The organism is Porphyromonas sp. COT-239 OH1446 (genome assembly GCF_000768875.1).
In the GTDB taxonomy this organism is placed as follows: Bacteria; Bacteroidota; Bacteroidia; order Bacteroidales; family Porphyromonadaceae; genus Porphyromonas.
In genome coordinates, this window is the sequence record NZ_JRAO01000018.1 from 72,839 (window position 1) to 95,489 (window position 22,651).

20 protein-coding genes and 1 tRNA gene are annotated in these 22,651 nt (G+C 53.7%); 7 read left to right on the forward strand and 14 right to left on the reverse strand.

All coding sequences use genetic code 11. The annotated features are described in order from the left end of the window. Window positions 1-98: 98 nt before the first annotated feature. The 4 genes from HQ37_RS05100 to HQ37_RS05115 form a co-directional block, all read right to left on the reverse strand. Window positions 99-2,093 carry a glucosamine-6-phosphate deaminase gene (locus HQ37_RS05100; protein WP_036881239.1) on the reverse strand — a complete coding sequence of 665 codons (1,995 nt, stop codon included), beginning with the start codon at window positions 2,091-2,093 and terminating at the stop codon, window positions 99-101. A gap of 185 nt (window positions 2,094-2,278) precedes the next feature. Then, window positions 2,279-2,851: an RsmD family RNA methyltransferase gene (locus tag HQ37_RS05105; protein WP_036881240.1), complete on the reverse strand. Its 573-nt coding sequence runs from the start codon at window positions 2,849-2,851 to the stop codon at window positions 2,279-2,281. Window positions 2,852-2,904: 53 nt separating this feature from the next. Then, a complete protein-coding gene (locus HQ37_RS05110) occupies window positions 2,905-3,756 on the reverse strand; it encodes a DUF3822 family protein (RefSeq protein ID WP_036881241.1) in 852 nt (283 codons plus the stop codon). Beyond that, window positions 3,756-4,388, reverse strand: coding sequence for a hypothetical protein (locus HQ37_RS05115; protein ID WP_036881242.1), 633 nt, complete (start codon window positions 4,386-4,388; stop codon window positions 3,756-3,758). Before HQ37_RS05115 ends, HQ37_RS05110 begins: the two co-directional genes overlap by 1 nt. Before the next feature lie 105 nt (window positions 4,389-4,493). On the opposite strand from HQ37_RS05115, the gene HQ37_RS05120 reads away from it, so the two are divergent. After that, complete coding sequence (locus HQ37_RS05120) at window positions 4,494-5,942, forward strand: ATP-dependent RecD-like DNA helicase (protein WP_036881243.1); 1,449 nt, start codon at window positions 4,494-4,496, stop codon at window positions 5,940-5,942. A gap of 110 nt (window positions 5,943-6,052) precedes the next feature. On the opposite strand, the gene HQ37_RS05125 is transcribed toward HQ37_RS05120, so the two are convergent. From HQ37_RS05125 to HQ37_RS05150, 6 genes are all read right to left on the reverse strand, one after another. Then, the gene (locus HQ37_RS05125) at window positions 6,053-7,222 is read right to left on the reverse strand and encodes a cytochrome d ubiquinol oxidase subunit II (RefSeq protein ID WP_036881244.1); all 1,170 of its coding nucleotides are present in this window, start codon (window positions 7,220-7,222) and stop codon (window positions 6,053-6,055) included. Window positions 7,223-7,256: 34 nt separating this feature from the next. Then, window positions 7,257-8,843 (reverse strand): cytochrome ubiquinol oxidase subunit I, encoded by a 1,587-nt coding sequence (locus HQ37_RS05130; protein ID WP_036881245.1) that lies wholly within the window; start codon window positions 8,841-8,843, stop codon window positions 7,257-7,259. Window positions 8,844-8,879: 36 nt separating this feature from the next. Beyond that, window positions 8,880-9,140, reverse strand: a complete 261-nt coding sequence (locus tag HQ37_RS05135) for a DUF4492 domain-containing protein (RefSeq protein ID WP_036881246.1) — start codon at window positions 9,138-9,140, stop codon at window positions 8,880-8,882. Between the two features lie 305 nt (window positions 9,141-9,445). Further along, a complete protein-coding gene (locus tag HQ37_RS05140; RefSeq protein ID WP_052080774.1) occupies window positions 9,446-10,036 on the reverse strand; it encodes a methylated-DNA--[protein]-cysteine S-methyltransferase in 591 nt (196 codons plus the stop codon). A gap of 109 nt (window positions 10,037-10,145) precedes the next feature. Then, a complete protein-coding gene (gene folE / locus HQ37_RS05145) occupies window positions 10,146-10,733 on the reverse strand; it encodes a GTP cyclohydrolase I FolE (RefSeq protein ID WP_036881247.1) in 588 nt (195 codons plus the stop codon). Further along, window positions 10,730-11,278 carry an SPOR domain-containing protein gene (locus HQ37_RS05150; RefSeq protein WP_160215068.1) on the reverse strand — a complete coding sequence of 183 codons (549 nt, stop codon included), beginning with the start codon at window positions 11,276-11,278 and terminating at the stop codon, window positions 10,730-10,732. Before HQ37_RS05150 ends, folE begins: the two co-directional genes overlap by 4 nt. A gap of 777 nt (window positions 11,279-12,055) precedes the next feature. Here HQ37_RS05150 and gldE point away from each other — a divergent pair. The 6 genes from gldE to HQ37_RS05180 are packed head-to-tail and all read left to right on the forward strand — an operon-like array spanning window position 12,056 to window position 17,521. Next, the gene (gene gldE / locus HQ37_RS05155; protein WP_036881248.1) at window positions 12,056-13,372 is read left to right on the forward strand and encodes a gliding motility-associated protein GldE; all 1,317 of its coding nucleotides are present in this window, start codon (window positions 12,056-12,058) and stop codon (window positions 13,370-13,372) included. A 21-nt stretch (window positions 13,373-13,393) separates the two neighbouring features. Then, window positions 13,394-14,026, forward strand: coding sequence for a 4'-phosphopantetheinyl transferase family protein (locus tag HQ37_RS08090; protein ID WP_081951770.1), 633 nt, complete (start codon window positions 13,394-13,396; stop codon window positions 14,024-14,026). A gap of 21 nt (window positions 14,027-14,047) precedes the next feature. Then, window positions 14,048-15,601: a bifunctional response regulator/alkaline phosphatase family protein gene (locus tag HQ37_RS05165; RefSeq protein WP_036881249.1), complete on the forward strand. Its 1,554-nt coding sequence runs from the start codon at window positions 14,048-14,050 to the stop codon at window positions 15,599-15,601. Next, entirely contained in the window at window positions 15,601-16,047 is a 447-nt protein-coding gene (gene tsaE / locus HQ37_RS05170) for a tRNA (adenosine(37)-N6)-threonylcarbamoyltransferase complex ATPase subunit type 1 TsaE (RefSeq protein WP_081951771.1), read from the forward strand. The genes HQ37_RS05165 and tsaE overlap by 1 nt, the downstream gene beginning before the upstream one ends. A 27-nt stretch (window positions 16,048-16,074) precedes the next feature. After that, a complete protein-coding gene (locus HQ37_RS05175) occupies window positions 16,075-16,668 on the forward strand; it encodes a thymidine kinase (protein WP_036881251.1) in 594 nt (197 codons plus the stop codon). A gap of 16 nt (window positions 16,669-16,684) precedes the next feature. After that, window positions 16,685-17,521, forward strand: a complete 837-nt coding sequence (locus HQ37_RS05180; protein WP_052080777.1) for a 5'-nucleotidase, lipoprotein e(P4) family — start codon at window positions 16,685-16,687, stop codon at window positions 17,519-17,521. A gap of 135 nt (window positions 17,522-17,656) precedes the next feature. Here the strand turns inward: HQ37_RS05180 and HQ37_RS05185 are convergent, their stop codons facing one another. From HQ37_RS05185 to HQ37_RS05200, 4 genes are all read right to left on the reverse strand, one after another. Continuing rightward, the gene (locus HQ37_RS05185) at window positions 17,657-19,306 is read right to left on the reverse strand and encodes a diphosphate--fructose-6-phosphate 1-phosphotransferase (RefSeq protein ID WP_036881252.1); all 1,650 of its coding nucleotides are present in this window, start codon (window positions 19,304-19,306) and stop codon (window positions 17,657-17,659) included. Window positions 19,307-19,490: 184 nt separating this feature from the next. After that, window positions 19,491-19,562, reverse strand: a tRNA-Arg gene (locus tag HQ37_RS05190). Between the two features lie 183 nt (window positions 19,563-19,745). Continuing rightward, complete coding sequence (gnd, locus tag HQ37_RS05195; protein WP_036881253.1) at window positions 19,746-21,221, reverse strand: decarboxylating NADP(+)-dependent phosphogluconate dehydrogenase; 1,476 nt, start codon at window positions 21,219-21,221, stop codon at window positions 19,746-19,748. A 137-nt stretch (window positions 21,222-21,358) separates the two neighbouring features. Next, the gene (locus HQ37_RS05200) at window positions 21,359-22,642 is read right to left on the reverse strand and encodes a glycoside hydrolase family 57 protein (protein WP_036881254.1); all 1,284 of its coding nucleotides are present in this window, start codon (window positions 22,640-22,642) and stop codon (window positions 21,359-21,361) included. Window positions 22,643-22,651 lie beyond the last annotated feature (9 nt).

Genomic DNA, 22,651 nt, shown 5'->3' on the forward strand with positions numbered 1-22,651 from the left:
TAGTTGTGTGTTTTTGAATAACAATTAGCCCCACTCGATACCCTCCTAGAAGGCCGAGTGGGGCTAATGAGTGATAGGCTATTGATGCTCTAAGCTCTCTAGCGTACCGTGCGGTACTGTACGAAGGCTTCGATCGCCTCGTAACTGGCTAGCCCAAGGCTAGCGTAGAGCTCGGCAAGACCCTTGTTGCGATCCTCCGAACGCTGCCAGAAGAGACGCTCGTCGTCGCCGAGGAATGGAGCTGCCTCCATCTGGCTCTGATGCTTGAGGATGCTATTGCGCTTGAAGCGAAGCTCCTCTGGGCTCATGGGCACAGCCATCTCGATGTGCTCGATCTCCCACTCAGCCCAAGCTCCACGATACATCCATACACGGCAGTCCTCAGCATACCAAGGCTCATCCTTGAAGGTGTCAATAGCCCCGAGGATAGCATCTAGGCAAACCTTGTGCGTACCATGAGGGTCAGCTAGGTCTCCGGCTACGAAGATCTCATGAGGCTTGATGCTCTCGATGAACTCCTTCACGATCTTGATGTCTACCTCGCTGAGATCGCTCTTCTTGACTGTACCAGTTTCGTAGAAGGGGAGGTCTAGGAAGTGGATGTGATCATCAGGTAGACCTACATAGTAGCTACCTGTACGAGCCTCTTCGCGACGGATCGTTCCCTTGAAGAAGCGAACATCCTCGCGCTCTGGATCATTTTCATTTTTATGGTGCTGTAAGAACTCTCGGATCTCTTCCGCCTTCTGTAGGATAGGGTCATTCTCTACGCCATACTTCTTGGCAATATCTCTGAGGAAGAGGGCGTAGCGAATCACCTCTTCGTCCCCTACTGCGATATTACCCGAGGTCTGATAGGCAACATGTACGTCATGTCCCTGCTCCACCAGGCGGTGGTAAGTGCCACCCATAGAGATCACATCATCGTCGGGGTGTGGGCTGAAGACAATTACTCGCTTAGGATAGGGGTTTGCCCGCTCAGGACGGTTGCTATCGTCTGCGTTGGGCTTACCTCCAGGCCATCCAGTGATGGTGTGTTGGATGTCATTAAATACTTTGATATTCACAGCATAGGCAGAGCCAAACTCTGTGATCAGCTCACCGAGACCATTGTCGGTATAGTGCTTATTAGTGAGCTTGAGGATGGGTAGGCCGGTTACCTCGCAGAGCCATACGATAGCGCGGCGGATGAGCTTGTTGTTCCACTCACAGGTCGTAACGAGCCAGGGATGGTTGATACGGGTGAGCAGAGAGGCAGCCCCGAGATCTAGGTAAACCCGAGCATGTGGGTGATTCTGCAGAATAGAGGCTGGGATGGCGTCTGTCATGCGACCCTCTACGGCTAGGGCGATCTGCTTGGCCTTAACATCACCCCAGGCTACTAGTGAGGCCTTCTTCGCTGCTAGGATTGTGCCTAGGCCCACGCTGATAGCGTTGCGAGGCACTGCATCCACGTGGTGGAACATAGACTTGGCTGCCTCCTTGCGGGCCGTAGCATCTAGGGCCACAAGACGAGTGTAGGTGTTAGGTGTGGTACCAGGAGGGTTAAAGCCAATGGCAGATGAAGAGCTGATGCCCAGGATGAAGTGGTCGATGCCACCAAACTCAGCGATTTTCCGTTCGAAAGCTGCACATTCGGCCGACACTGCCTCTACAGAGCATGTGGCAGGGGGAACGAGGATATGCTCGGGCTTAATGTCGATGTGGTCAAGGAACTCGTTCTTCACCTTGGCTAGACAGCCTACAGCTGCATTGGCAGAGAGAGGATAGTATTCATAGCCTAGGACAGCCACGACGTTGACGAAGCTTAATCCCTCTCTCTTGTGGAGCTCGATCAAGGCCTTGTAGACAGCTACGGGCGATTCACCGCCAGAGAGACCCAGTAGGTACTTGTGGCCTGCGTCTTGGGCAGCCTTGATTTCCTCTGCGATTTGGTGGGCGAGGGCTTGAGCTGCCTCGAAGTCATGTTCTCCAATAGTGGTGGGGATTTTCTCGAAGCGGGTCAGTACAGCCTCTTCGATAGCGTTTGCTGGTCGATAATACCTAACAGGTACTTCCGAGAGCTTGATGAGTGAACTTAGATTGGTTCTCATTATCTTTTTTCTCGTTTAGTTGTTTAACTAATGTGAGCTACAAAGGTAGCTATATTTTTCTAGTATAGAGAGGGGACAAACCATAGAATATCACCCTGTAATAGGAGCTATTAACCCTACCTCTATTTGGTCTCTCCATCTCTAGACAGTATTTATCTATTCTCTTCTAGAGTCCCTCTGATACTTTAGATGGATCTCCTTGTTGTCTCCTGTGGCGATCCCTTGGCGAAAAAGCTGAAGTTCACCGACCCATAGCTGCGATGCTCCACGAATAGAGGGTGCTCCTCAAAGCTATAGTTACCCGGGTGTTCGAGTACCAATAGCCCTCCAGGGCGTAGCCTGCCCGACGAGAGAATGAGCTCGGGTAGATCGGCTAGCTGATCGAGCTTGTAGGGTGGGTCAGCGAAGATGAAGTCGAACTCTGCCACTCCAGGCATGCGCAGGTAGCGCAGGACATCAGTCTGTAGGACTTTTGCCCTATCTCCCTCTCCGAGTTTTTCTATTACCGAGCGAATGAAGGTGGCATGCTCTCGGCGTTGTTCGACAGCGACGACACGAGCGCAGCCTCTAGAGAGCATCTCAGCCGAGATACTGCCTGTACCAGCAAAGAGGTCTAGGGCTACGACCTCCTCCCAGTCTAGGTAGTGGGCGAGGACGTTGAATAAGTTTTCCTTGGCGAAGTCTGTAGTTGGGCGAGCATTGAAGCTCTTTGGCACGTCGAAGAGACGACGCTTGTGCTTGCCTCCGATAATTCTCATTATTTCTATATAAGTGCTAGTTGGCTAATGTCCGAGGTGCTCTCCAGTATATGTTAAGGGAGTGCCGAGTGAGTTAATATGGTCATTGAACTGAGGCGTCGTCCAAGCTCGATCCTGAGTTCAGATCTCCAAGAGGGTAGAGGACGATTGCTCTCCCCTAGGCCAGCCTCGACGAGGCATAGGCTATCTCGCCCAGCATCGAGCCCGAGGTCTTGCCACAGGGCGAAGATATAGTAGAGGAGCTCGCCCACCTTGCTCTTCTCATCGAAGGGGCTTACGAAGACGAAGCTGTTGTAAAAGACTTGCTCCTCCTCTCTAACGAGGATGCAGTCGAAGCCACGCCTTCGGACGAAGACACACAGCTCGGCCCTACCGTCCCTCCTCGAGAGAGCCTTGCGTCGATCTATGAGTTGGGCAAAGTAAGGGGCAAAGCTAGGGCTGTGCAGCGTGCGCTGTAGGAAGTGGTAGACCTCCTCATCCCAGTAGTGTACGAATACCTTGCCTTCTTGTTTCCAGGGATAAGAGAGGGCGTAGAGCGAAGCCTCTTGGTCAGCTCTCCCACAGGGGTGAGTGAGTATATTCCTCAGCCAAATCTCAGCTTCTCCCTCGTCATAGAGCTCTTGAGGGACGAGCACTCCAGCACTAGGCTCATAATAAACAAGGATCTTGGGGTAGCTCTGTAGCAAGAGGGGACGTTGGAGGATTGCGTCCCTAAGCTCCTGCCGCCAAAGATCCCCGGATGCCTCGACTCGGACGACCTCTCGATGGGTCGGCAAATGGCTGCCCTTCTGGAGAGGGGATAGGGCAAAAACAAGTCCATCCGACGCAAGTCGGATGGACATAGAGTATTGCTCAACCTCGAGGGCCGATGGCATGATGGCCTCGGAGCTATGCAGTTGCGACATTACTCCCAGTTACCAGTCATCTTCACCTCCTTGAGAGAACCGATGCGAAGACCTGCGTAGCTGTTCGCTTTCTTCTTACGCTCTGCTTTCTTGAGCTCGAGACGCTTCTGATCCTGGTCTGCTAGGTATGCTTCGAATGGGATGGTCGCTTCGAATACAGGCACCTGGATAGTATCCTGACCTGCTACCTGCTCGATATAAGCTGCTACGACACTAATTTTGTTGTTGGTGTTGAGTACGTTGAAGAGTGTAGCGACGTCTGTACCATCCTTGAGCAGAGAATCCTTGGCTGACACCCAAGTAGTGTCGCGCACGATGAGGCCCTTTTGGGCTGCTTCCTGCTCCGAGAGGCCCTTCTCACGCATTTCGTCGGTATACACTCCCTCGGCCTTAACGTAGTAGAGCTTTCCGCTAGTCAGGAACTCCGTGAGCTCTTCACGAGAGGCGAAGCGGTCGTAAACGTCCTCGTAGGCATCTTGATAGTTGGCGATCTTCTTGAGCTTCTTCTGTAGCTCTTTCTCACGCTCTATCTGCACTTTGTCAAATCTCACGGGAGTGGCAACACTTTCGTACGTAAGGTAAGCCAGTAGACCTGCCACAATGGCTACTAAGGCAATGAATACTTTGTTCATCCTATACTATAGTTATTAAGTTAATTCGAGCTTATTGGCCTCAAATGTACAGACTATTATGGGAAAAGACTAATTTCACCCTTGCAAAGATACAATAATTGTCGAATGAAATCATATACCTGTGCCGCTAATCTCTTGGACAACCAGCCTGACGGACTTACTTCGGGGCAGAGGGCTTGTCTCGAGCAATTGGCATCTTTCGTTCAAGACCCTCATCCCTACAGCATCTTCGTCCTTAGGGGCTATGCGGGTACGGGGAAGACCTTCTTGCTGAGGTTGCTCGCAGAGGCAGCCTCCGAGGCGAGTATGCCCCTAGAGCTTTTGGCCACGACAGGCCGAGCAGCTAAGCAACTCTCTCAGGCAACGGGCCGGTCGGCCAGTACGATACACCGACGCATCTATCGCTCTGCTAGTGAGCTGATCGAGCGAGGGGGCAGCTACCGTCTCGAGACGAGTACCCAGGCTGACAGCCTCATCATTGTCGATGAGGCCTCGATGATCTCTGGGGCAACGGGAGAGGTGTCTCCCTTTGGCTCGGGCGATTTGCTGGATGACCTGCTCTCGTTTGCTTGGCAGGCTGAGGGGACTCGAGTAGTCCTCGTGGGCGATGCTGCCCAGCTGCCTCCCGTGGGGTGTGAGCTCAGCGATGCCCTGAATACGGAGATCCTTCAGACGAAGTATGGCCTCAAGGTCTACGAATGTGAACTAACAGAAGTCGTCCGCCAAGAGGAAGGATCGCCCATCCTGAGCCTAGCGACTCATCTGCGAACCCTGCTACAGGCCTATGCCGATGAGCCTAGTGATGCTCCTATCCCTCTCTCTCTCGACCTGCGACAGCTCGATCGGAGGCAGGTATCACTCGTCTCTAGCTGTGATCTAGTCGATGAGCTAGACTCTGCCTATAGACGCTATGGGATGCAGGAGTGCCTCGTCGTTACTCCGTCGAATAAGAGGGCCTTGAGCTTCAACCTCGGTATTAGGGCCCAAGTCTTGGACTTTGAGGAGGCTCTCGAGCGTGGCGATAGGCTCATTGTCGCCCGAAACAACTATCACTATGCAGAGCGGAGAGATCGCTCAGACTTCATCGCCAACGGCGAGCAGGCCGAGATTGTGCACCTGCGTAAGTACCACGATATGTATGGCCTCAGCTTTGTCGATGCTACGCTGAGACTGCCCGAGCGAGATCGGGAGATAGAGGCTCGCATCCTGCTCTCTGGCCTCAGCGATGAGCAGCCACAGCGAAGCTATGCCCAGCGGTCGGAGCTCTTCGAGCAGATCGCTTTAGACTATGAGCATATAGCGTCTATTACGGAGCGAAGGCGAAGCATTCGTCGAGACCCCTACTGGGGTGCTCTAGAGGTGAAGTATGGCTATGCCGTAACGGCACACAAGGCACAGGGAGGACAGTGGCGTTGTGTTTTCATAGATCTAGGCCTTATGAAGCTCCTGCCGATGGATCAGTCGATGCTGCGCTGGCTCTATACCTCGATCACACGAGCCACGGAGCGGCTCTACCTGGTCAATGCCCCAGAGGAGTTTTTCATTTGGGAGTAGGTAGGGGAAAGCCTCAGGTGGCTTGTACTACTCTATATCAAATAAGCAAGGGATGGCCCAATCGGGCCATCCCTTACCTTATCCATAGACGGAGTAGAGGTCTAGAAGCTCTAGTAATTGTGTCCGCTAGGATCCTGTACCTCGCGGCGGGTCAGCTTGTGCAGGTCAAGGGCACGCCAAGCGTAGACCATATAGGCCAGCACGAAGGGGATAAGCAGCGAGACGATGCTCATCGCCTTGAGGGTGAACTCGCTGGACGAGCTGTTGCGGATGGTTAGTGAGTGCTGGAGGTTCTCCCCGAGTGAGGGGTAGAAGGCCGTATTGTTCCACCCAGCGATGAGGAAGAGGGCTAGGGCTGTGAGCACCACGCCAACCCCCTCGTACCAAATCCCCTTCTTGAAGCCAGGCTTGAGAATAGTCAGTAGTATGCCCACGAGGACGAGGACTACACCCACGAGGAAGAGCACCAGCACGAGAGGCATCTCGATGAGGTTGTTGAAGTACTTGTAGGCCTGCATGAAGATCTCGCCAGTCTCTGGATTAACTGCAAAGCCCTCCTTGGTCAGGAGGAAGCCTAGATAGGCAAGAAAAAGAGCGAGGAAAGCTGCTGCATTCCAGGCTAGACGCTTGCGAGAGGCCCCCTCGACCTTGTCATCGGAGATATTGTTGATGAAGTAGAGCAGAGCTGTCGTGCGGCTGAGGAAGAATACCGCAAGCCCAAAGACCACATTCCAAGGGTTTAGGACAGCCTCGAGACCATGCAGCTGGATACCCTGGTAGGGTACCCAAGCCGAGATGACCTGACTAGCCCCAGAGAGATCTGCAATAGCTCCCTTATTGACCGTGAAGTTTGACCCCGTAAAGAAGGTAGACACCGCTGCCCCCAAGAGGATGGGGGCGAGAAGCCCATTGATGAAGAGACCGATCTGATAGGCCTTGCTCCCCCAGATATTCCCATGCTTGTTTTGGTACTCGTACGAGACGGCCTGGATGACAAAGCACACGAGGATGAGCATCCACACCCAATAGGCCCCGCCGAAGCTCGTAGAGTAGAATAGAGGGAAGGAGGCGAAGAATGCCCCCCCGAAGACCACGAGGGTAGTGAAGGTGAACTCCCACTTGCGTCCAACGGAGTTGACCAAGAGCTTACGGTCGATCTGATCTTTGCCCAGGCTAAAGAAGAGCGATTGCCCCCCCTGGACAAAGAGTAGAAATACGAGCAGAGCCCCGAGTACGGACACCAAGAACCACCAATATTCTTGTAGAAAAGCGTAACTCATAGTGATGTAAGTTATTTAGGGTTGATGAGGAGGGTTAGTGTGCATCGGGCCCGCTCTTGATGGCCTTGCGCATGATGTTGAGTTCAGCTACGAGCATGATCGAGAAGAGGACAAAGAAGAGGATGCAGGTGATCATCACCGACGAGGCCTCGATCTTAGAGACAGCAGCACGCACGGGTAGTAGATCCTGGATGGTCCAGGGCTGTCTGCCGAGCTCGGCCACAATCCAGCCTGATTGGCTAGCTACCCAAGCCAGTGGTGTGCAGAGGACACTCGCCCAGAGTAGCCAGCGTTTACGGAGCAGCTCCCCCCCCCTCTGACGTAGAGAGAACCAGCTCAATAGGGCGAATAGGAGGATGAATAGCCCCCCGAGGCTGACCATGATGCGGAAAGAGTAGTAGACTATAGCCACATTGGGCACAGCCTCGTAGTGGCTGTCGAAGTAGCCATAGCCGAAGTAGGGGAAGTGCTCCTCGAGCGTAGCTCGATGCTGGGCTGCGAGTTCTTCGTTCTTCTCTTGCTTGGCCAGACTAAAGTTCTTGAGGGCATTGATGGCCATCTTGCCTCGGGCCATCTTTTCCTCTACGGAGATCGCCTTCGTGCCATCCTTGAGGATGTAGTCGCCTCGGAGGATGTTGTTGATGCCTGGGACATAAGCATTGCCTTCGCTGGCGGTTAGGAAGGAGAGGCCACGAGGGATCTCGATGTTCAGCAGGTAGGGATCTACACCGTCATCTGGGCGAGATTTGCTGGGGTTGAGGATGCCGAAGGCACTCAGACCGATCCCCTCACCGTCAGCGCAAGAGTAAGCCCCGCTCTCGCTCTGCTTCGTGTCGTAGAGAGCCTCCATGGCTGCGAGTTTCATAGGCTGGTTTTCTGCAACATCGACCGCAGACGAATGCCCTGTAGTAGCCGTGAGGATCGCAGCTATTAGGCCGAATGGAGCAATGATCTTGAAGTTGCGCTGTACAAACTCCATGTTCTTCTGCTTGAGGGCATAGAAGGCGCATACCCCTGCTGCAAAGAGTGCTCCCAAGCTCCAAGAGGATACAACCGTGTGGAAGAACTTGATGATCGCTGTTGAGGATAGGGCTACTGCGAAGAAGTCCGACATCTCACTGCGCATCGTCTCGGGGTTGAAGGTCATCCCAACGGGGTTCTGCATCCAGGCATTAGCCACGAGGATCCACACTGCAGAGATCGTTGCTCCGATGATGGTGAGCCAAGTGGAGGCCAGGTGGAAGCGTTTGCTCACCTTACCCCAGCCGAAGAACATCACAGCGATGAAGGTAGACTCCATGAAGAAGGCCAAGATACCCTCGATAGCCAGCGGAGCACCAAAGATGTCACCGACGAACCAGCTATAGTTGGACCAGTTAGTTCCGAACTGGAACTCTAGGATAATCCCCGTCGCCACACCGATGGCGAAGTTAATCCCGAATAGTTTCTGCCAAAACTTGGCTGATTTCTTCCAGAACTCCTCGCCTGTGCGGTAGTACTGGGTCTCCACCAGGGACATGATGATCCCCAGCCCGAGGGTGAGCGGTACGAAGAGCCAGTGAAACATTGCCGTGAGGGCAAACTGAGCTCTTGACCAGTCAATTAAGGACTCTAGGTGCATAGTAATAGTTGTTATTGGATGAATAATTTGTTTTGGTTAGTCGTTTGTGGGGGAGCTTGCTCCTCGGTCTATCAGATCCTGCTGCACCCACTGAGAGTTGGTTACATTCTGCTTGTCTGCCTCTTGCCTGAGGTGGTTGGGAAAGAAGAAGACCTTGAGGATGGCGAACATGATGAAGATCTTCAGCCCAATGATGAGCCACAGTGTTTTGCTCATAGGAGTGAGTGTACGAAAGCCATTGGCATAGAAGCGATAGACCCTAACGAAGAAGTTCGGTTGCTTGTGTATCTGAGACATTGATTGAATTATAAACTGAACAAGTGAGTAAGATATTCGTATCGCAAAGATATAAAAACTATGCGCTTGACCTAGGACTGCTCCAGGGGCTGCTGTGCAGAGCAGACTGAGACCAGCCCCGAGACCTAGATAGGATCTCCACTGCGCTCCTATCTGAGTCTCACCTTCGCGCCTATCTAGACCTCAGTCGAGATCCTACTTGGATCTCTAGGACGATCTCGTCTAAGTTCTCTGCTGAGGGGCCACTGCTTCCTCACCCTCTATCCTATGGGGATCTCCCTAGTGGTGCTCCGAGACCTCGTCGATTATTTATCCTGCGAACGCTCTAGAGCCAGAAGCGAAGCCTTGCGCTCTCGGCCACCTAAGCCGCTGTAGCCCCCTATCTGACCATCCGAGCGGATGACCCTGTGGCAGGGGATGAGGGGGACGATGGGGTTGCGCCCGACGGCACTACCTACGGCCCTCGTGGCTCTAGGCTGCCCGATCGCAGCTGCAACCCCGGCATAGGTACGTACCTCCGCTGTGGGGATGCTGATCAGCTCTAGCCAAACCCTACAGGCGAAGGCCGTCCCGATGAGGTGGAGGCTGAGCTCGATGGGGCTACTCGCCTGCCCGTTGAGGAGGTCGATGAGGGGGGCGAATTGCCCTGGAGAGACGAAGCGCAGCTCTGCCGTCGGGGCATGCTCGGCGAGCTCTCGGGCGAAGCTCTCTCGATCGCTCACGAACGAGCATCGGCAGAGTCCCCTGGTGCTTGAGGCCACGCCGACGAGCCCTAGCCTGGTCTCGAGTACGGCACAGTGGAGTGGGGTGGCTATTTGTCCCTTCTTGATCTCTAGATGGATCTTGAGGCGAACCTCTTGCCCGAGGTAGTCGATCGTTTGCTCTAGGTATTGCATTCGGTTGGGGGAGTTTCCGAGCATGAAGAAGCCGAGCAGCCCCTAGGTGCTCGAAACTCTGATTTCGATGCACTCCATGCTACTCGGCTGTATGGTCGGGGCCCTAGGCCTATCTGCGGCTATGCCCGATGAGCTGCATGAACTCCTCCCTGGTCTTCGCCTCGGAGAAAGCCCCTGTGAAGTCGCTCGTGGTGGTCAGAGAGTTCTGTTTCTCCACCCCTCGCATCTGCATGCACATGTGCTGGGCCTCGATCACGACGATGACCCCTAGGGGGTTGAGTGTCTTCTGGATGCAGCTCTTGATCTGAGTGGTGAGCCGCTCCTGCACCTGGAGGCGGCGGGCAAATACATCGACTACACGAGGCAGCTTGCTCAGCCCCGTAATATAGCCGTTCGGGATGTAGCCAATATGAGCCTTGCCAAAGAAGGGGAGCATGTGATGCTCGCACATCGAGAAGAAGTCGATATCCTTGACGATGACCATCTGGCGGTAATCCTCCCGAAACATAGCCCCACGCAGGATGGCCTCGGGGTCTTGCTGGTATCCGCTGGTAAGGAATTGTAATGCTTTGGCTACTCGCTCAGGGGTCTTGAGTAGCCCTTCTCGCTGAGGGTCTTCGCCCAGCAGCGAGAGGATCTGCCCGTAGTGCTCCTGTAGCTCAAGTTGCACTGAGGGCTGTTGCTTGTCTTGATTCATAATGTTTCTATTCCCTCCTCTAGAGTAGAATTGTAATTGATGATGCGCACTTTGTCTCGGACGATGTAGCTCTCCCGAGCCCAGTCGGGCAAGATCTTGAGCAGTCGAGCTCGTGCCTGCCTCGCCTCGCCCATGGTGGCAAAGTCGCCCACAAGTAGTCTCCAAAAGGGGGCGTTGAAGATAATATAGGTGTTGTGATGGGTCTCAGAGAGCTTGATCTCCTGCTCTCGAGCCTGAACGATCGCTCTCGAGTTGGACTGATTGCCGTTGAAGAACTGGATGCGGTAGCCCCACACGAGGGCTGTATTGCCCTCCTTGCTGAGGATGCGGTTGTAGCGGCTGGAGGCATTGCCCACCAGGCGGCGAACCTCTTCGCTCTGATGGATCGTGATCTTGCCGAGGTTAGGGCCACTGGCCTCGAGGGCCTCGAAGATAGAGCGAGGCGATACTCGTGCCGCCTCCTGGGCATAGGCTGCGCCACTACCCAGGAGCATCACGAGGGTGAGCAGTCCGAGCAGATATGATTTTAGTCTCTTAATATTCATCGTTGTAACCATTTATATCCGAAGCCCTACCTCAGCGAGGGGGTAGTCCGCTTCTGTACGTATCGTTGGGGGCAATTGCTGCCTTTTTGTTTCAATTCACACATCCCGAGCGTGATTTGAATGCAAAGGTAGAGGTGTTTCTCGAGATACACAAGGTTTCAATTCACGCACTCCGAGAGGGATGCGACATCAACATGTCCGCCGAACCACTTGCGCCAAGCGGGTTTCAATTCACGCACCCGGAGAGGGGGGCGACGCGCAGCACAAGGCGGACGAGGCAGAGCGTAGAGCGTTTCAATTCACGCATCCCGAGAGGGATGCGACTTAACCTTGATACCCTCGCTACGCATTAGGGTGAGTTTCAATTCACGCATCCCGAGAGGGATGCGACACTGTGCGCTCCTTGCCTGCCGACACGCTTACAATGTTTCAATTCACGTACCCCGAGAGGGACACGCTTGTAAAGAGCAAGTTACGAAAATATCCATACTATAGTTGCCTTAGACTCGAGAATTTTGGAGGTAAATACCTTATGCTGACTCTTAGGGCAATGGGAAGCTCCTCGGGAGGGGGTAGGGTATTGGAGGAGAGATGGGGAGAGACCATAGAGGAGAGGATCGCTTGAGAGAGCTTCCCCTACGATCCCTAAGTGCACCTAAGTGCCATGATGAGCCAAGAGGAGAGCACTTCGCAGAGCTTATGAGGATGGGCAAGCGCAGGGAATGATTATCTTTGTTGGGCAATAGGGCAACTGAAGAGCCCTGCAATCATCATCAAATGGATAGTATCATACTGAGCGAGGTTGTCAATGGTCCCATCCCTTGGGCTGCGTGGATCACCCTCTCCGTTAGCCTGGGGCTACTCGTCCTCTCGGCGTTCATGTCTTCGTCCGAGGTGGCCTTCTTCTCCCTAGGAGCTGCGGATATTGAGGAGGTTAAGCGGCAGGAGTGCCCTGCCGATGAGCGTCTCTACAACCTGCTCAAGAGCCCCGAGCATCTCCTGGCGACCATCCTCATCGGCAACAATCTAGTGAATGTCGCCATCGTGATCCTGACGAGCTATGCCTTTGGGCTGATCTTCGACTTCTCCCTCTATCCCATAGTTGGCTTCATGATCCAGACGGTAGTGCTTACGATGCTGCTCCTGCTCTTTGGCGAGATCATCCCCAAGGTGTATGCGCAGCGTGCCCCGTTGGCTTTCTGTCGCTTCTCCGCCCCTCGTATGGAAGTGGTGCACCGCCTCCTCCGCCCCATGTCGAGCTTCCTCGTGCGTTCGACGGCCCTTGTTACCAAGCGGATGCACAAGAAGAAGTATGGTATCTCTGTCGATGACCTCAGCCAGGCGGTAGATCTACTGACCGACCACAAGCCTGAGGACAAGGCTATGATGGAGGAGATCATCAACTTCTACAGCAAGACCGCCAGTGAGATCATGGTGCCACGTATTGATATGGTCGATGTCGAGATCTCTTGGCCCTTTGACCGAGTGCTCTCCTTCATCCTCGAGAGCGGTTACTCTCGTATACCAGTCTATGAGGAGTCCGAGGACAATATCCGAGGCATCCTCTATGTCAAGGATCTGATCCCACACAAGGACAAGGGGGCGGACTTTCGCTGGGAGCACCTCATCCGCAAGGCCTACTTCGTCCCCGAAAACAAGCGGCTGGATGACCTACTCGAGGAGTTTCGCCACAATAAGATCCACATGTCTATCGTGGTGGACGAATACGGGGGGACAAGTGGCCTCGTTACCCTAGAGGATATTCTCGAGGAGATCGTCGGCGAGATCTCGGACGAGTACGACGAGGAGGCTCTGCCCTATAAGAAGCTCGCCGATGGGAGCTACCTCTTCGAGGCCAAGACCCCCCTCAATGATGTGCTGCGCCACCTAGAGCTCGCCCCAGGCACTTTCGGCAAGTCAGAGGAGCAGGTCGATACTCTCGGAGGCCTCTTCATGGAGATCAAGCAAGACCTCCCCAAGCTCAACGATATGGCTGAGGCCGAGGGCTGGCGATTTAAGGTTACTCAGATCGAGCGGTATCGGATCATAGAGATTTTGATTATCCCTCCGCCCTCTTTTGCGGCAGAGGCCTAGCATGCTTCCTGTCCTCGAGCAATGATGAGCCTAGAGCACACGGCGCCTCAGATCGCAGTCTCGTCTGTATCTTATCGTCCAGGAGATCGACGCCTCCAGGCCGAGCGTCGTGCAGTCGATAGCCTCTTGCTGGGGTTGCTGGGCGAGCAGAGGGGTGGGGGACTCTCCTACAGAGCGTGTGGAGCTCCATATCTGACAGAGTGCCCCAGCCTCGGGATCAGCATCAGCCATACCGAGGGGGGGGCTGTAGTCCTCCTCTCCCCTCAGGGCGATGTCGGTGTCGATATAGAGCGTTTGGGCAATCAAGTCGAGCGAGTCTCGGCCCGCTATCTCACCCCTAGGGAGGAGCAGGAGGTCTCGGCTCACCCTGAGGCACACCTCCTGCGTCATCTCTTGTGGTCGTCCAAGGAGGCCGCCTTCAAGCTGGTCAATCCGCCAAGTGGCTCGCTTCTCTCCTTCGAGTTGGCTACCCCCCTCGATGAGCTCCTCGAGCAGCGTCGTTGCCGTCTCGTATCCCTCCAGGAGGGGCAGCCGCAGTCTCTTCGCTGCCATTTGCTTTGGAACGAGCATTTCGCCCTCGCTGCCCTAGGGGCTCTCGGCGAGGACTTCCAACTCAATAAAGAGCTACTCTCTACGTTATCTCTAGGAGACTAGCAACAAAAGATATAGATCACTATGCCAACAAATAAGACCTATAACATCCTTTGGGCAGACGACGAGATTGATCTGCTCAAGCCTCATATCCTCTTCTTGGAGAGCAAGGGATACTACGTCAAGCCCGTGCTCAGTGGGGCTGATGCCATAGATGCTGTACAGCAGGAGAGCTTCGACCTCATCTTCCTCGATGAGCACATGCCTGGCCTCACGGGCCTCGATACCCTGCAGCGACTGAAGGAGATCAAGCCCTTCGTTCCCATCGTCATGGTAACCAAGAGCGAGGAGGAGGAGCTGATGAACCAAGCCATCGGGGGCAAGATCGCCGACTACCTCATCAAACCAGTCAATCCGAACCAGCTGCTCCTCTCGCTGAAGAAGAACCTGCACCAAAGCAGCATTATCAGCGAGGCGACGATGATGAATTATCGTCAGGAGTTCGCTCGCCTAGGTACTATGATGAGTGATAGGCTCTCTCTCGAGGAGTGGAAGGAGCTCTACAAGCGTCTCGTCTACTGGGAGCTCGAGCTCGAGGACGGAGACCAGCAGATGAGCGAGCTGCTCGATATGCAGAAGTCCGAGGCTGGACGCCTCTTCTCCCGCTTCATCACCCGCAATTACGAGGATTGGCTCGCCAAGCCAGAGACCAAGCCTGTGATGAGCCCCGACCTCTTCAGGACCAAGGTCTTCCCCTTGCTCGACGCAGGTGAACGGGTCTTCTTTATCCTGATCGATAACTTCCGCTGGGATCAATGGGCCTCAGTCAAGGGGCTGCTGAGTGAGTTCTACACCTTCGAGGAGGATATGTATCTCTCCATCTTGCCCACGGCTACACAGTATGCTCGCAATGCGATCTTCTCGGGGCTGATGCCCCTGGACATTGCTCAGATGTTCCCCGACCTTTGGGTCGATGAGGAGAGCGAGGAGGGGAAGAACCTCAATGAAGAGCCGATGATCCGCACCCTGCTGCAGCGTTACCGCAAGCCCTATACTTTCTCTTACAACAAAGTTTATGAGGCTAAGTACGGAGAGCGACTACTGGGGCAGCTGAATAGCCTCAAGCAGTTCCCTCTCAATGTCATCGTCCTCAACTTCGTGGATATGCTCTCCCATGCCCGTACAGAGAGCAAGATGATCCGTGAATTAGCCAATAGTGAGGCGGCCTATCGCTCATTGACGAAGAGTTGGTTCCGCCATTCGACTACCTACAACCTCTTCAAGCGCATTTCGGAACTCGGTTATAAGGTTGTCCTCACGACAGACCATGGCACAATAAGAGTCAAGACCCCTGTGAAAATCATTGGAGACCGAAACACCAACACCAATCTCCGCTACAAGCTCGGCAAGTCGCTTACCTACGACCCTAAGACAGTCTTTGAGCTTGCCAATCCCGCTCGAGTAGGGTTACCACAGTCCAATCTATCAGACAAGTATGTCTTCAGCATAGGGGACAACTTCTTCGCATATCCGAACAACTACAACTACTACGTGCAGTACTACAAGGACACCTTCCAGCACGGAGGGGTATCTCTTGAGGAGATGCTTGTTCCGCTCATCACTATGCAGCCTAAGTAATGAAACAGACTAGAGTGTATCACATCCCCAGCCTCGAGGCCTTGCCCGAGGTAGCCCTCCAATTCGTTGAGGAGGTCTTGCCCTATGGAGATGTATTTGCTTTCGAAGCCCCCATGGGTACGGGCAAGACAACCTTCATCAAGGCCCTCTGCTTGGCCCTAGGAGTACAGGACGTTATCAATAGTCCTACCTTCTCCATCATCAACGAATATCGAGCAGAGCCCTCGGGCGAGCTTATCTATCACTTCGACTGCTATCGTCTAGAGCGTCTCGATGATGCCCTATCGCTTGGTGTGGAGGACTATCTCGAGAGTGGAGCTCTATGCCTCATCGAGTGGCCCAAGCTCCTCGAGCCTATACTCCCCAGCGATACTGTACTGGTCGAGCTCTCCCTCGAAGCCGATGGTCAGGGCCGCATCCTCACAGCCCATTACAACGAAGTCTAATCTGCTATAAACTACCTATCCTATCTTATGGAACACGCCCTCATAGAGAACTGTGGAGCTGCCTCTCGGGGCAGCATAGAGGTCATCTGTGGCTCGATGTTTAGCGGCAAGACGGAGGAGCTTATGCGTCGACTCCGTAGAGCGAAGATCGCCAATCAGCGAGTAGAGATCTTCAAACCCTCGATAGATACCCGCTATGACGATCAGCAGGTGATCTCGCACGACCGTAATAGCATTGCCTCTACGCCCGTAGACAGCTCGGCGACGATCCTGCTGATGGCCTCAGAGGTCGATGTCGTTGGGGTCGATGAGGCACAGTTCTTTGACCCAGGGCTTATCGAGGTGGTTCAGCAATTGGCTGACCAAGGGGTACGGGTGATCATTGCAGGGCTGGATATGGACTTCAAGCGTCAGCCCTTCGGCCCAATGGCTGCCCTCTGTGCCATTGCCGACTCGGTGGACAAGATCCACGCCATCTGTATGGAGTGTGGACGCCTAGCCAACTACTCCTATCGCTTGGTCGAGGGCGATCAGCAGGTCATGCTCGGAGAGATGCAGTCCTACAGCCCACTCTGCCGCCGATGCTATCTCAGACACCAAAAGAACGAACAAAAACAATAGTCAAAACAGATTTTATATGAAAGTAATCATGACCAAATGTGCAGCCTTCTCAGCTCTAGTGCTCCTAAGTAGTGGCTGCTTCGTACACGTGAATGGTAAGGACTCAGAAGTCGGACGCAAGGTGATCGTTCGTCAGAGCAGCGCAACCCTCGGTGGCAAACTCTTTACCTCTGCCTGGATCCAACGCTCGGCAGAGTACAAGGCCCTCTGCCATCAAGCCTTCAACATCGCTACAGAGCGACTAGATGCCCACTTAGCCTCGCATAGTCCAGGGGCAAAGCCTCTAGCAATCATCACAGATATAGATGAGACTATCGTGGACAACAGCCCCAATGCTGTACATCAAGCCCTTCGAGGTCAGGACTATACCGATACTTCGTGGAACGCCTGGTGCGATCGTGCCGAAGCCCTACCTCTCGCTGGGGCTAGGGAGTTCTTTGCTCATGCAGATAAACGAGGGGTGAAGATCTTCTACGTCTCTAATCGCAACGAGGTTAATCGAGAGGGAACGCTACTCAACCTGCGTCGTTTAGGCTTCCCTCAGGTAGAGGATGCTCAGTTGCTCTTGCGTGCCTCGACTTCGGACAAGACTGCTCGCAGGCAGTTTGTCCTGGATAACTATGATGTCGTGATGTACCTCGGGGATAATCTTGGAGACTTCGACCATATCTTTGATAGTGCAGACGAGGCCATCCGAGATGAGGCTAGCCAGCGTATGAGGCAAGAGTTTGGCAAGCGATTTATTGTACTGCCTAACCCTAACTATGGTACATGGGAGAAGGCTATGAATGGAGGCTATCCTAGCCTTGACATTAAGGATCGTAAGCTCCGTACGATGCTGCGTACTTACTAAGAGCTCGGCAAGTAATAGGGGCTATGCCGCAATCGTCGGCATAGCCCCTATTACTTGCCTCGGAGTCGAGGTGGACTAGAAAAGATCAAGGCCTCCCGAGCAGCTACTCGAGAGGCCTTGATATTTATTTGACAGTTACCACTTAGACTGCTCGAGCTTGAGAGTCAGTGTAGGCTGGTCGCACAGCTCTGGTGTACCAAAGTATTGGATAGGGCCTGGATAGACATAGCAGGTATTCTCAGCCCACTCATCACGCTGGCCAACAAAGTAGCGGAAGGGATTGCCCTCGAGGCGTACGAGAGCCTTCTGAATAACAGGCTTCATCATCCCATGACGACGTTCCATATTCATCATCATCGTGGTTGGGATACCTCCAGCGATCCATTCTGAAGCAGGAGCAGTAAGGTTCTGAACAGAGCTCATATAGCCCGTAACACCCGAGTTGATCAAGCAAGAAGCCGTGCGACCGAGGGCATAGCAGTAGTCTGCATCGAAGTTCGATGGCATAGCACAGCGACCTTCGTAACCGAAGAAGTGGGTTAGGGCAGAGAACTTGCCTGCAAACTTACCCTCTGACTTCCACTGAGCGAGCTTAGTACCTACCATTTCTGCCAGGAGCTTTTCGGTCTCAATGAGCGAAACTTGTACGTTGCCGTGTGGGTCTCTGTCTAGTGTCAGCTGACGGGCAACCGTAGCTGGGAGGCTAGCATAAAGTTCAGAGTTGTCCTTGCTCAGGTGAGAGATGATGTAGTTGCGCTGCTCGTCTGCAGCTACGGCACGGAAGTCCTCTTCGTGATGAGCAAGGAAGTCATTGAGTTCTGCGATCAGCTTCTTCATCGCAGGAATAAACTCGATCAGACCCTCGGGGATGAGGACTGTCCCGAAGTGCTCACCCTTGGCCGAACGCTTGGCAACAATGCTCGCAATATAAGTTACTACATCATCTAGAGACATTCCCTTAGCCTCTACCTCTTCGGAGATGATAGCGATATTGGGCTGCACCTGCAGAGCACATTCAAGGGCTATATGAGAAGCTGAGCGACCCATCAGCTTGATGAAGTGCCAGTATTTGCGTGCTGAGTTACAGTCGCGCTGGATATTGCCAATAACCTCTCCATAGACCTTAGTTGCTGTATCAAAGCCGAATGAAGTTTCGATCTGCTCGTTCTTGAGGTCGCCATCGATTGTCTTAGGACAACCGATAACCTGCACAGGTGCGTTGATACTCTTATAGTACTCGGCTAGGACTGCAGCATTGGTATTGGAGTCGTCGCCACCGATGATAACGAGAGCAGAGATATTGAGTTGCTTGAGGACCTCAAGGCCCTTGTTGTACTGCTCCACTTCTTCGAGCTTGGTACGTCCAGAGCCAATGATGTCGAAGCCGCCGGTGTTGCGATACTGGTCGATGATGTCAGCGGTTAGTTCCTTGTAGTTGTGCTGGACAAGACCATCAGGGCCCATCAAGAAGCCATAAAGACGGCTCTCGGCATGGATCGCCTTGATCCCGTCGAAGATACCAGCGATCACATTGTGCCCACCAGGAGCTTGACCACCAGAGAGGATAACGCCTACATTGACTGGCTTGCCCTGAACCTCTTCTGTTGTTGCTTCGAAGGTAAGCTTGGGAAGGCCATAAGTATGGGGGAAGAGCTCCTGAACAGCCTCTTGGTCGCTAACGCTCTGCGTCTTCTCACCAAGGACTACCTTTACTGCGCCCTGAAGGGCTAGGGGGAGTTTAGGGCTATATTGCCCACGTGCTGCCTGTAATGGACTTTTTGTCATCGTCTTATTTCTATTTTGAAAAACTATTTTGTTAGGCTCTCAGCCTGAGACTACAAAGTCTTTGGCTTAATTCGCTGCAAATATCGTAAAAATCTGCGATATAGTCATCATTCTAAAACCTTCGAAAGAAGAGGGCTGCGGTATCAACCCAGGTTGATACCGCAGCCTTCTCTTCATTTATAAGTAGCCCCGAGCAGAATCGAACTGCTATCTAAAATTTAGGAAATTCTTGTTCTATCCGTTGAACTACGAGGCCCCATATCATAGAAGGGTCGTCTGTATCTCCCTTCGGCCGCAAAGGTAAGGCTTTTTCCTCATCCAGGCAACCTCACTCGTTAGGCAACATCTATCAGCTAGACGGAGAGGGGGGCTTTGCCTAGCCATCTCCTTCTTGTTGTGTATTGTGGGATTGATCCTTCGAGTCGAGGAGAGGCGGAGGCTAGACGCTGTAGGTTGTCGAGGAGGTATTGCCTCCAAAGCCTGTCCAATTCTCGTGGAAGAACGTACTACGGGGCGCATCCGTCCGCTCGAAGGTGTGTGCCCCGAAGTAGTCTCTCTGTGCCTGGAGCATATTGGCAGGTAGCTGCCCACTGACGAGAGAGTGGAAGTAATTCAAGGCCGAGGAGAAAGCTGGCGTTGGATAAGCTCTCAGCGTTGCTTGAGCGACACAGAGCCTCCAGGCGGGGAGAGCCTGCTTGATCTCCTCTGAGAAGTAATCGTCCAGCAACAGATGCTCGAGCTGAGTGGTCTCTTCATAGGCTCTAGAGATCTCGCTCAAGAAACGAGAACGAATGATGCAGCCAGCACGCCAGAGGCGGGCGATAGAGGCCAAGTCAAGCCCCCAACCTCGCTCTCGAGAGGCCTGCTGCATGAGCACGAATCCCTGAGCATAGGAGACGAGCTTGGAAGCATAGAGGCAGTCATGTAGAGCTTCGAGGGTTATCTCTGGCAACCCATTGGCTGCTGAGGCGTGGTGATCTAAGGCGAAGTGGGCACTGGCCCTTAGGCGGAGCTCCTTAGCGGCCGAGAGGCTGCGCTCGTAGACTGCCGAGGCAATCAGATTGAGCGGAGCTCCATACTCAAGCGAATTGATGACGCTCCACTTACCCGTCCCCTTCTGCCCTGCAGTGTCTAGGATATGGTCGATCAGATAGCCTCCTGTAGCGGCATCCCGATGGCGTAGGATCTGCGAAGAGATCTCTACGAGGTAGCTAGATAGCTTACCCTCATTCCACCTGCCGAAGGCCTCGGCCATCGCCTCATTGTCCATCCCGAGGATATGCTTCATCTGCCAATAGGCCTCTGCGATAAGCTGCATATCCCCATATTCAATACCATTGTGCACCATCTTAACGAAGTGTCCAGAGCCTCCTGCCCCCACCCATGAGCAGCAGGGGGTGCCATCCTCTGCTTTGGCGGCAATGCGGGTGAAGATGGGAGCGATGCGCTCCCAAGCCTCTACAGCCCCTCCAGGCATGATCGAGGGGCCATTCAGAGCTCCCTCTTCCCCGCCCGAGATGCCAGCACCGACGAAGTAGATGCCTCGCTCACGGAGGTAGGCCTCTCGTCGCTCACTATCCTCCCAGTTTGAGTTCCCCCCATCGATGACGATGTCTCCAGCCTCTAGGTAAGGCAGAAGGCCTTCGATCACAAGGTCTACGGGCTTGCCAGCCCGGATCATCATCATGATGCGGCGAGGCCTCTCAATGGAGGCGACAAACTTGCTCAGATCCGTGAAGCCAGCGAAACGCTTGCCAGCCCCACGCCCCTGCATGAACCGCTCTACTACCTCGGCCTCTGCCCCCTCTGCCCGGTTGTATACCGAGACAAAGAAGCCATTGCGCTCCATATTCAGGGCGAGGTTCTCTCCCATAACAGCCAGGCCGATCAGCCCTATATCTGATAATTGCTTCATAAAGTCTGTAGTTAATGATTTATCTGAATAACCCTCATCTGAGGATGAATGTTTGGCTCAAAAGCACTCCCTCGGTCGAGACTAGTGCTCGGGCCAAGGGAGTACAAATGGGTTCGACGGTAGGGCAAGCCCTCAGACTACTGCTTGTCTGAGAGCTGGGCGAGTCTTTGCTCGAGCTCTTGGATGCGCAGGTTCTGATTTTTGATCGTCTGCTGATAGGAGTTGAGCTCCTCTACATCGATCGACCGAGGGGCCTCTTTCTCTACTCGTACATCGAAGTCACTCAGGACATTCATGTAGTTGTTGAAGGCATCGTAGGGTGAGCTATAGGGGCTAAAGCCTCCGCCCCCCCAATTGACCGTATTCATATAGTAGAAGTGGTCAGAGCTTTGTAGATATAGCCAGTCCTGTAGGATTGTCTGATCCTGAACGGTACGTACACGTTCCCCCCACTCACGAAGCTTCTCCATAGCTCCTTGCTGTAGGATGTTGCCTGTCCATTCGTTCGTACTCTTCTCCTCTCCTGAACTGGATATGGGATAAGGGACAGAGAGCTCTCCCACGCTCTTATGCAGATCAAGTAGCTCGCTCGGAGTGGCGAAGCCAACACCCTCTCGCTTGGCAATTGATGGTAGGGCTCTGAAGAAATCGAAGATGCCGCTCTCGGCTCGGTGCATACTCCCCAAGACCTCGTAGTTCATGTAGAGGATGGTGAAGTCCTCTCCCTCAGGCAACCAGCGCACACGGCCAGCCAATTTGTCCGCTGTGATAGGATATTCGGGGGCATCGTAGCGAGAGAAGTCTCTGGATATGAGCTCGGAGAGGGATGGGTTGCGTAGTAGGAGCTTGATGCTGGGCTCTGTGGACGAGCTGTAGATGTAGTTAGGGCTCTTCCAGCCTAGGACATGCTTAGCTCCCTCGGTCAGTACAGCCTCGAAACCTAGAGCCCTAGCCTCAGCGGAGATCTCGTCCGTGTAGATGAGCTCTGTATTGCACAGCACTCTTGAAGGCTGCATGCCGAAGAGCTCTCGGAGCTTACGCTGCTGCATCCTAACCTGAGAGCGAAACTCAACTGGGTCATAGAGGGAGGTCAGCGAGTGGGCATAGGTCTCGGCCAGGAGCTCTACACGCCCAGTGGCCACTAGTTCTCTGAAGCTCTCGATGAGCTGCTGCCCGTAGCCCTCCATCTGCTCTATGGCCAACCCCGAGATACAGTAGCTGATGCGCAGCTCGGGGTGCTCGCGGAGCATCTCTAGCAGCATCCTATTGGCGGGTAAGTAGCTGGTTTCGGCTATGCGAGAGAAGATCTCAGCATTCTGAATATCATCGCTATAGTGATGCTCATTGCCTATATCGAAGAAGCGGTAGCGACGTAGCCTATAGGGCTGATGTATCTGAAAGCACAAACAAATCTTTTTCATAACGTAGCG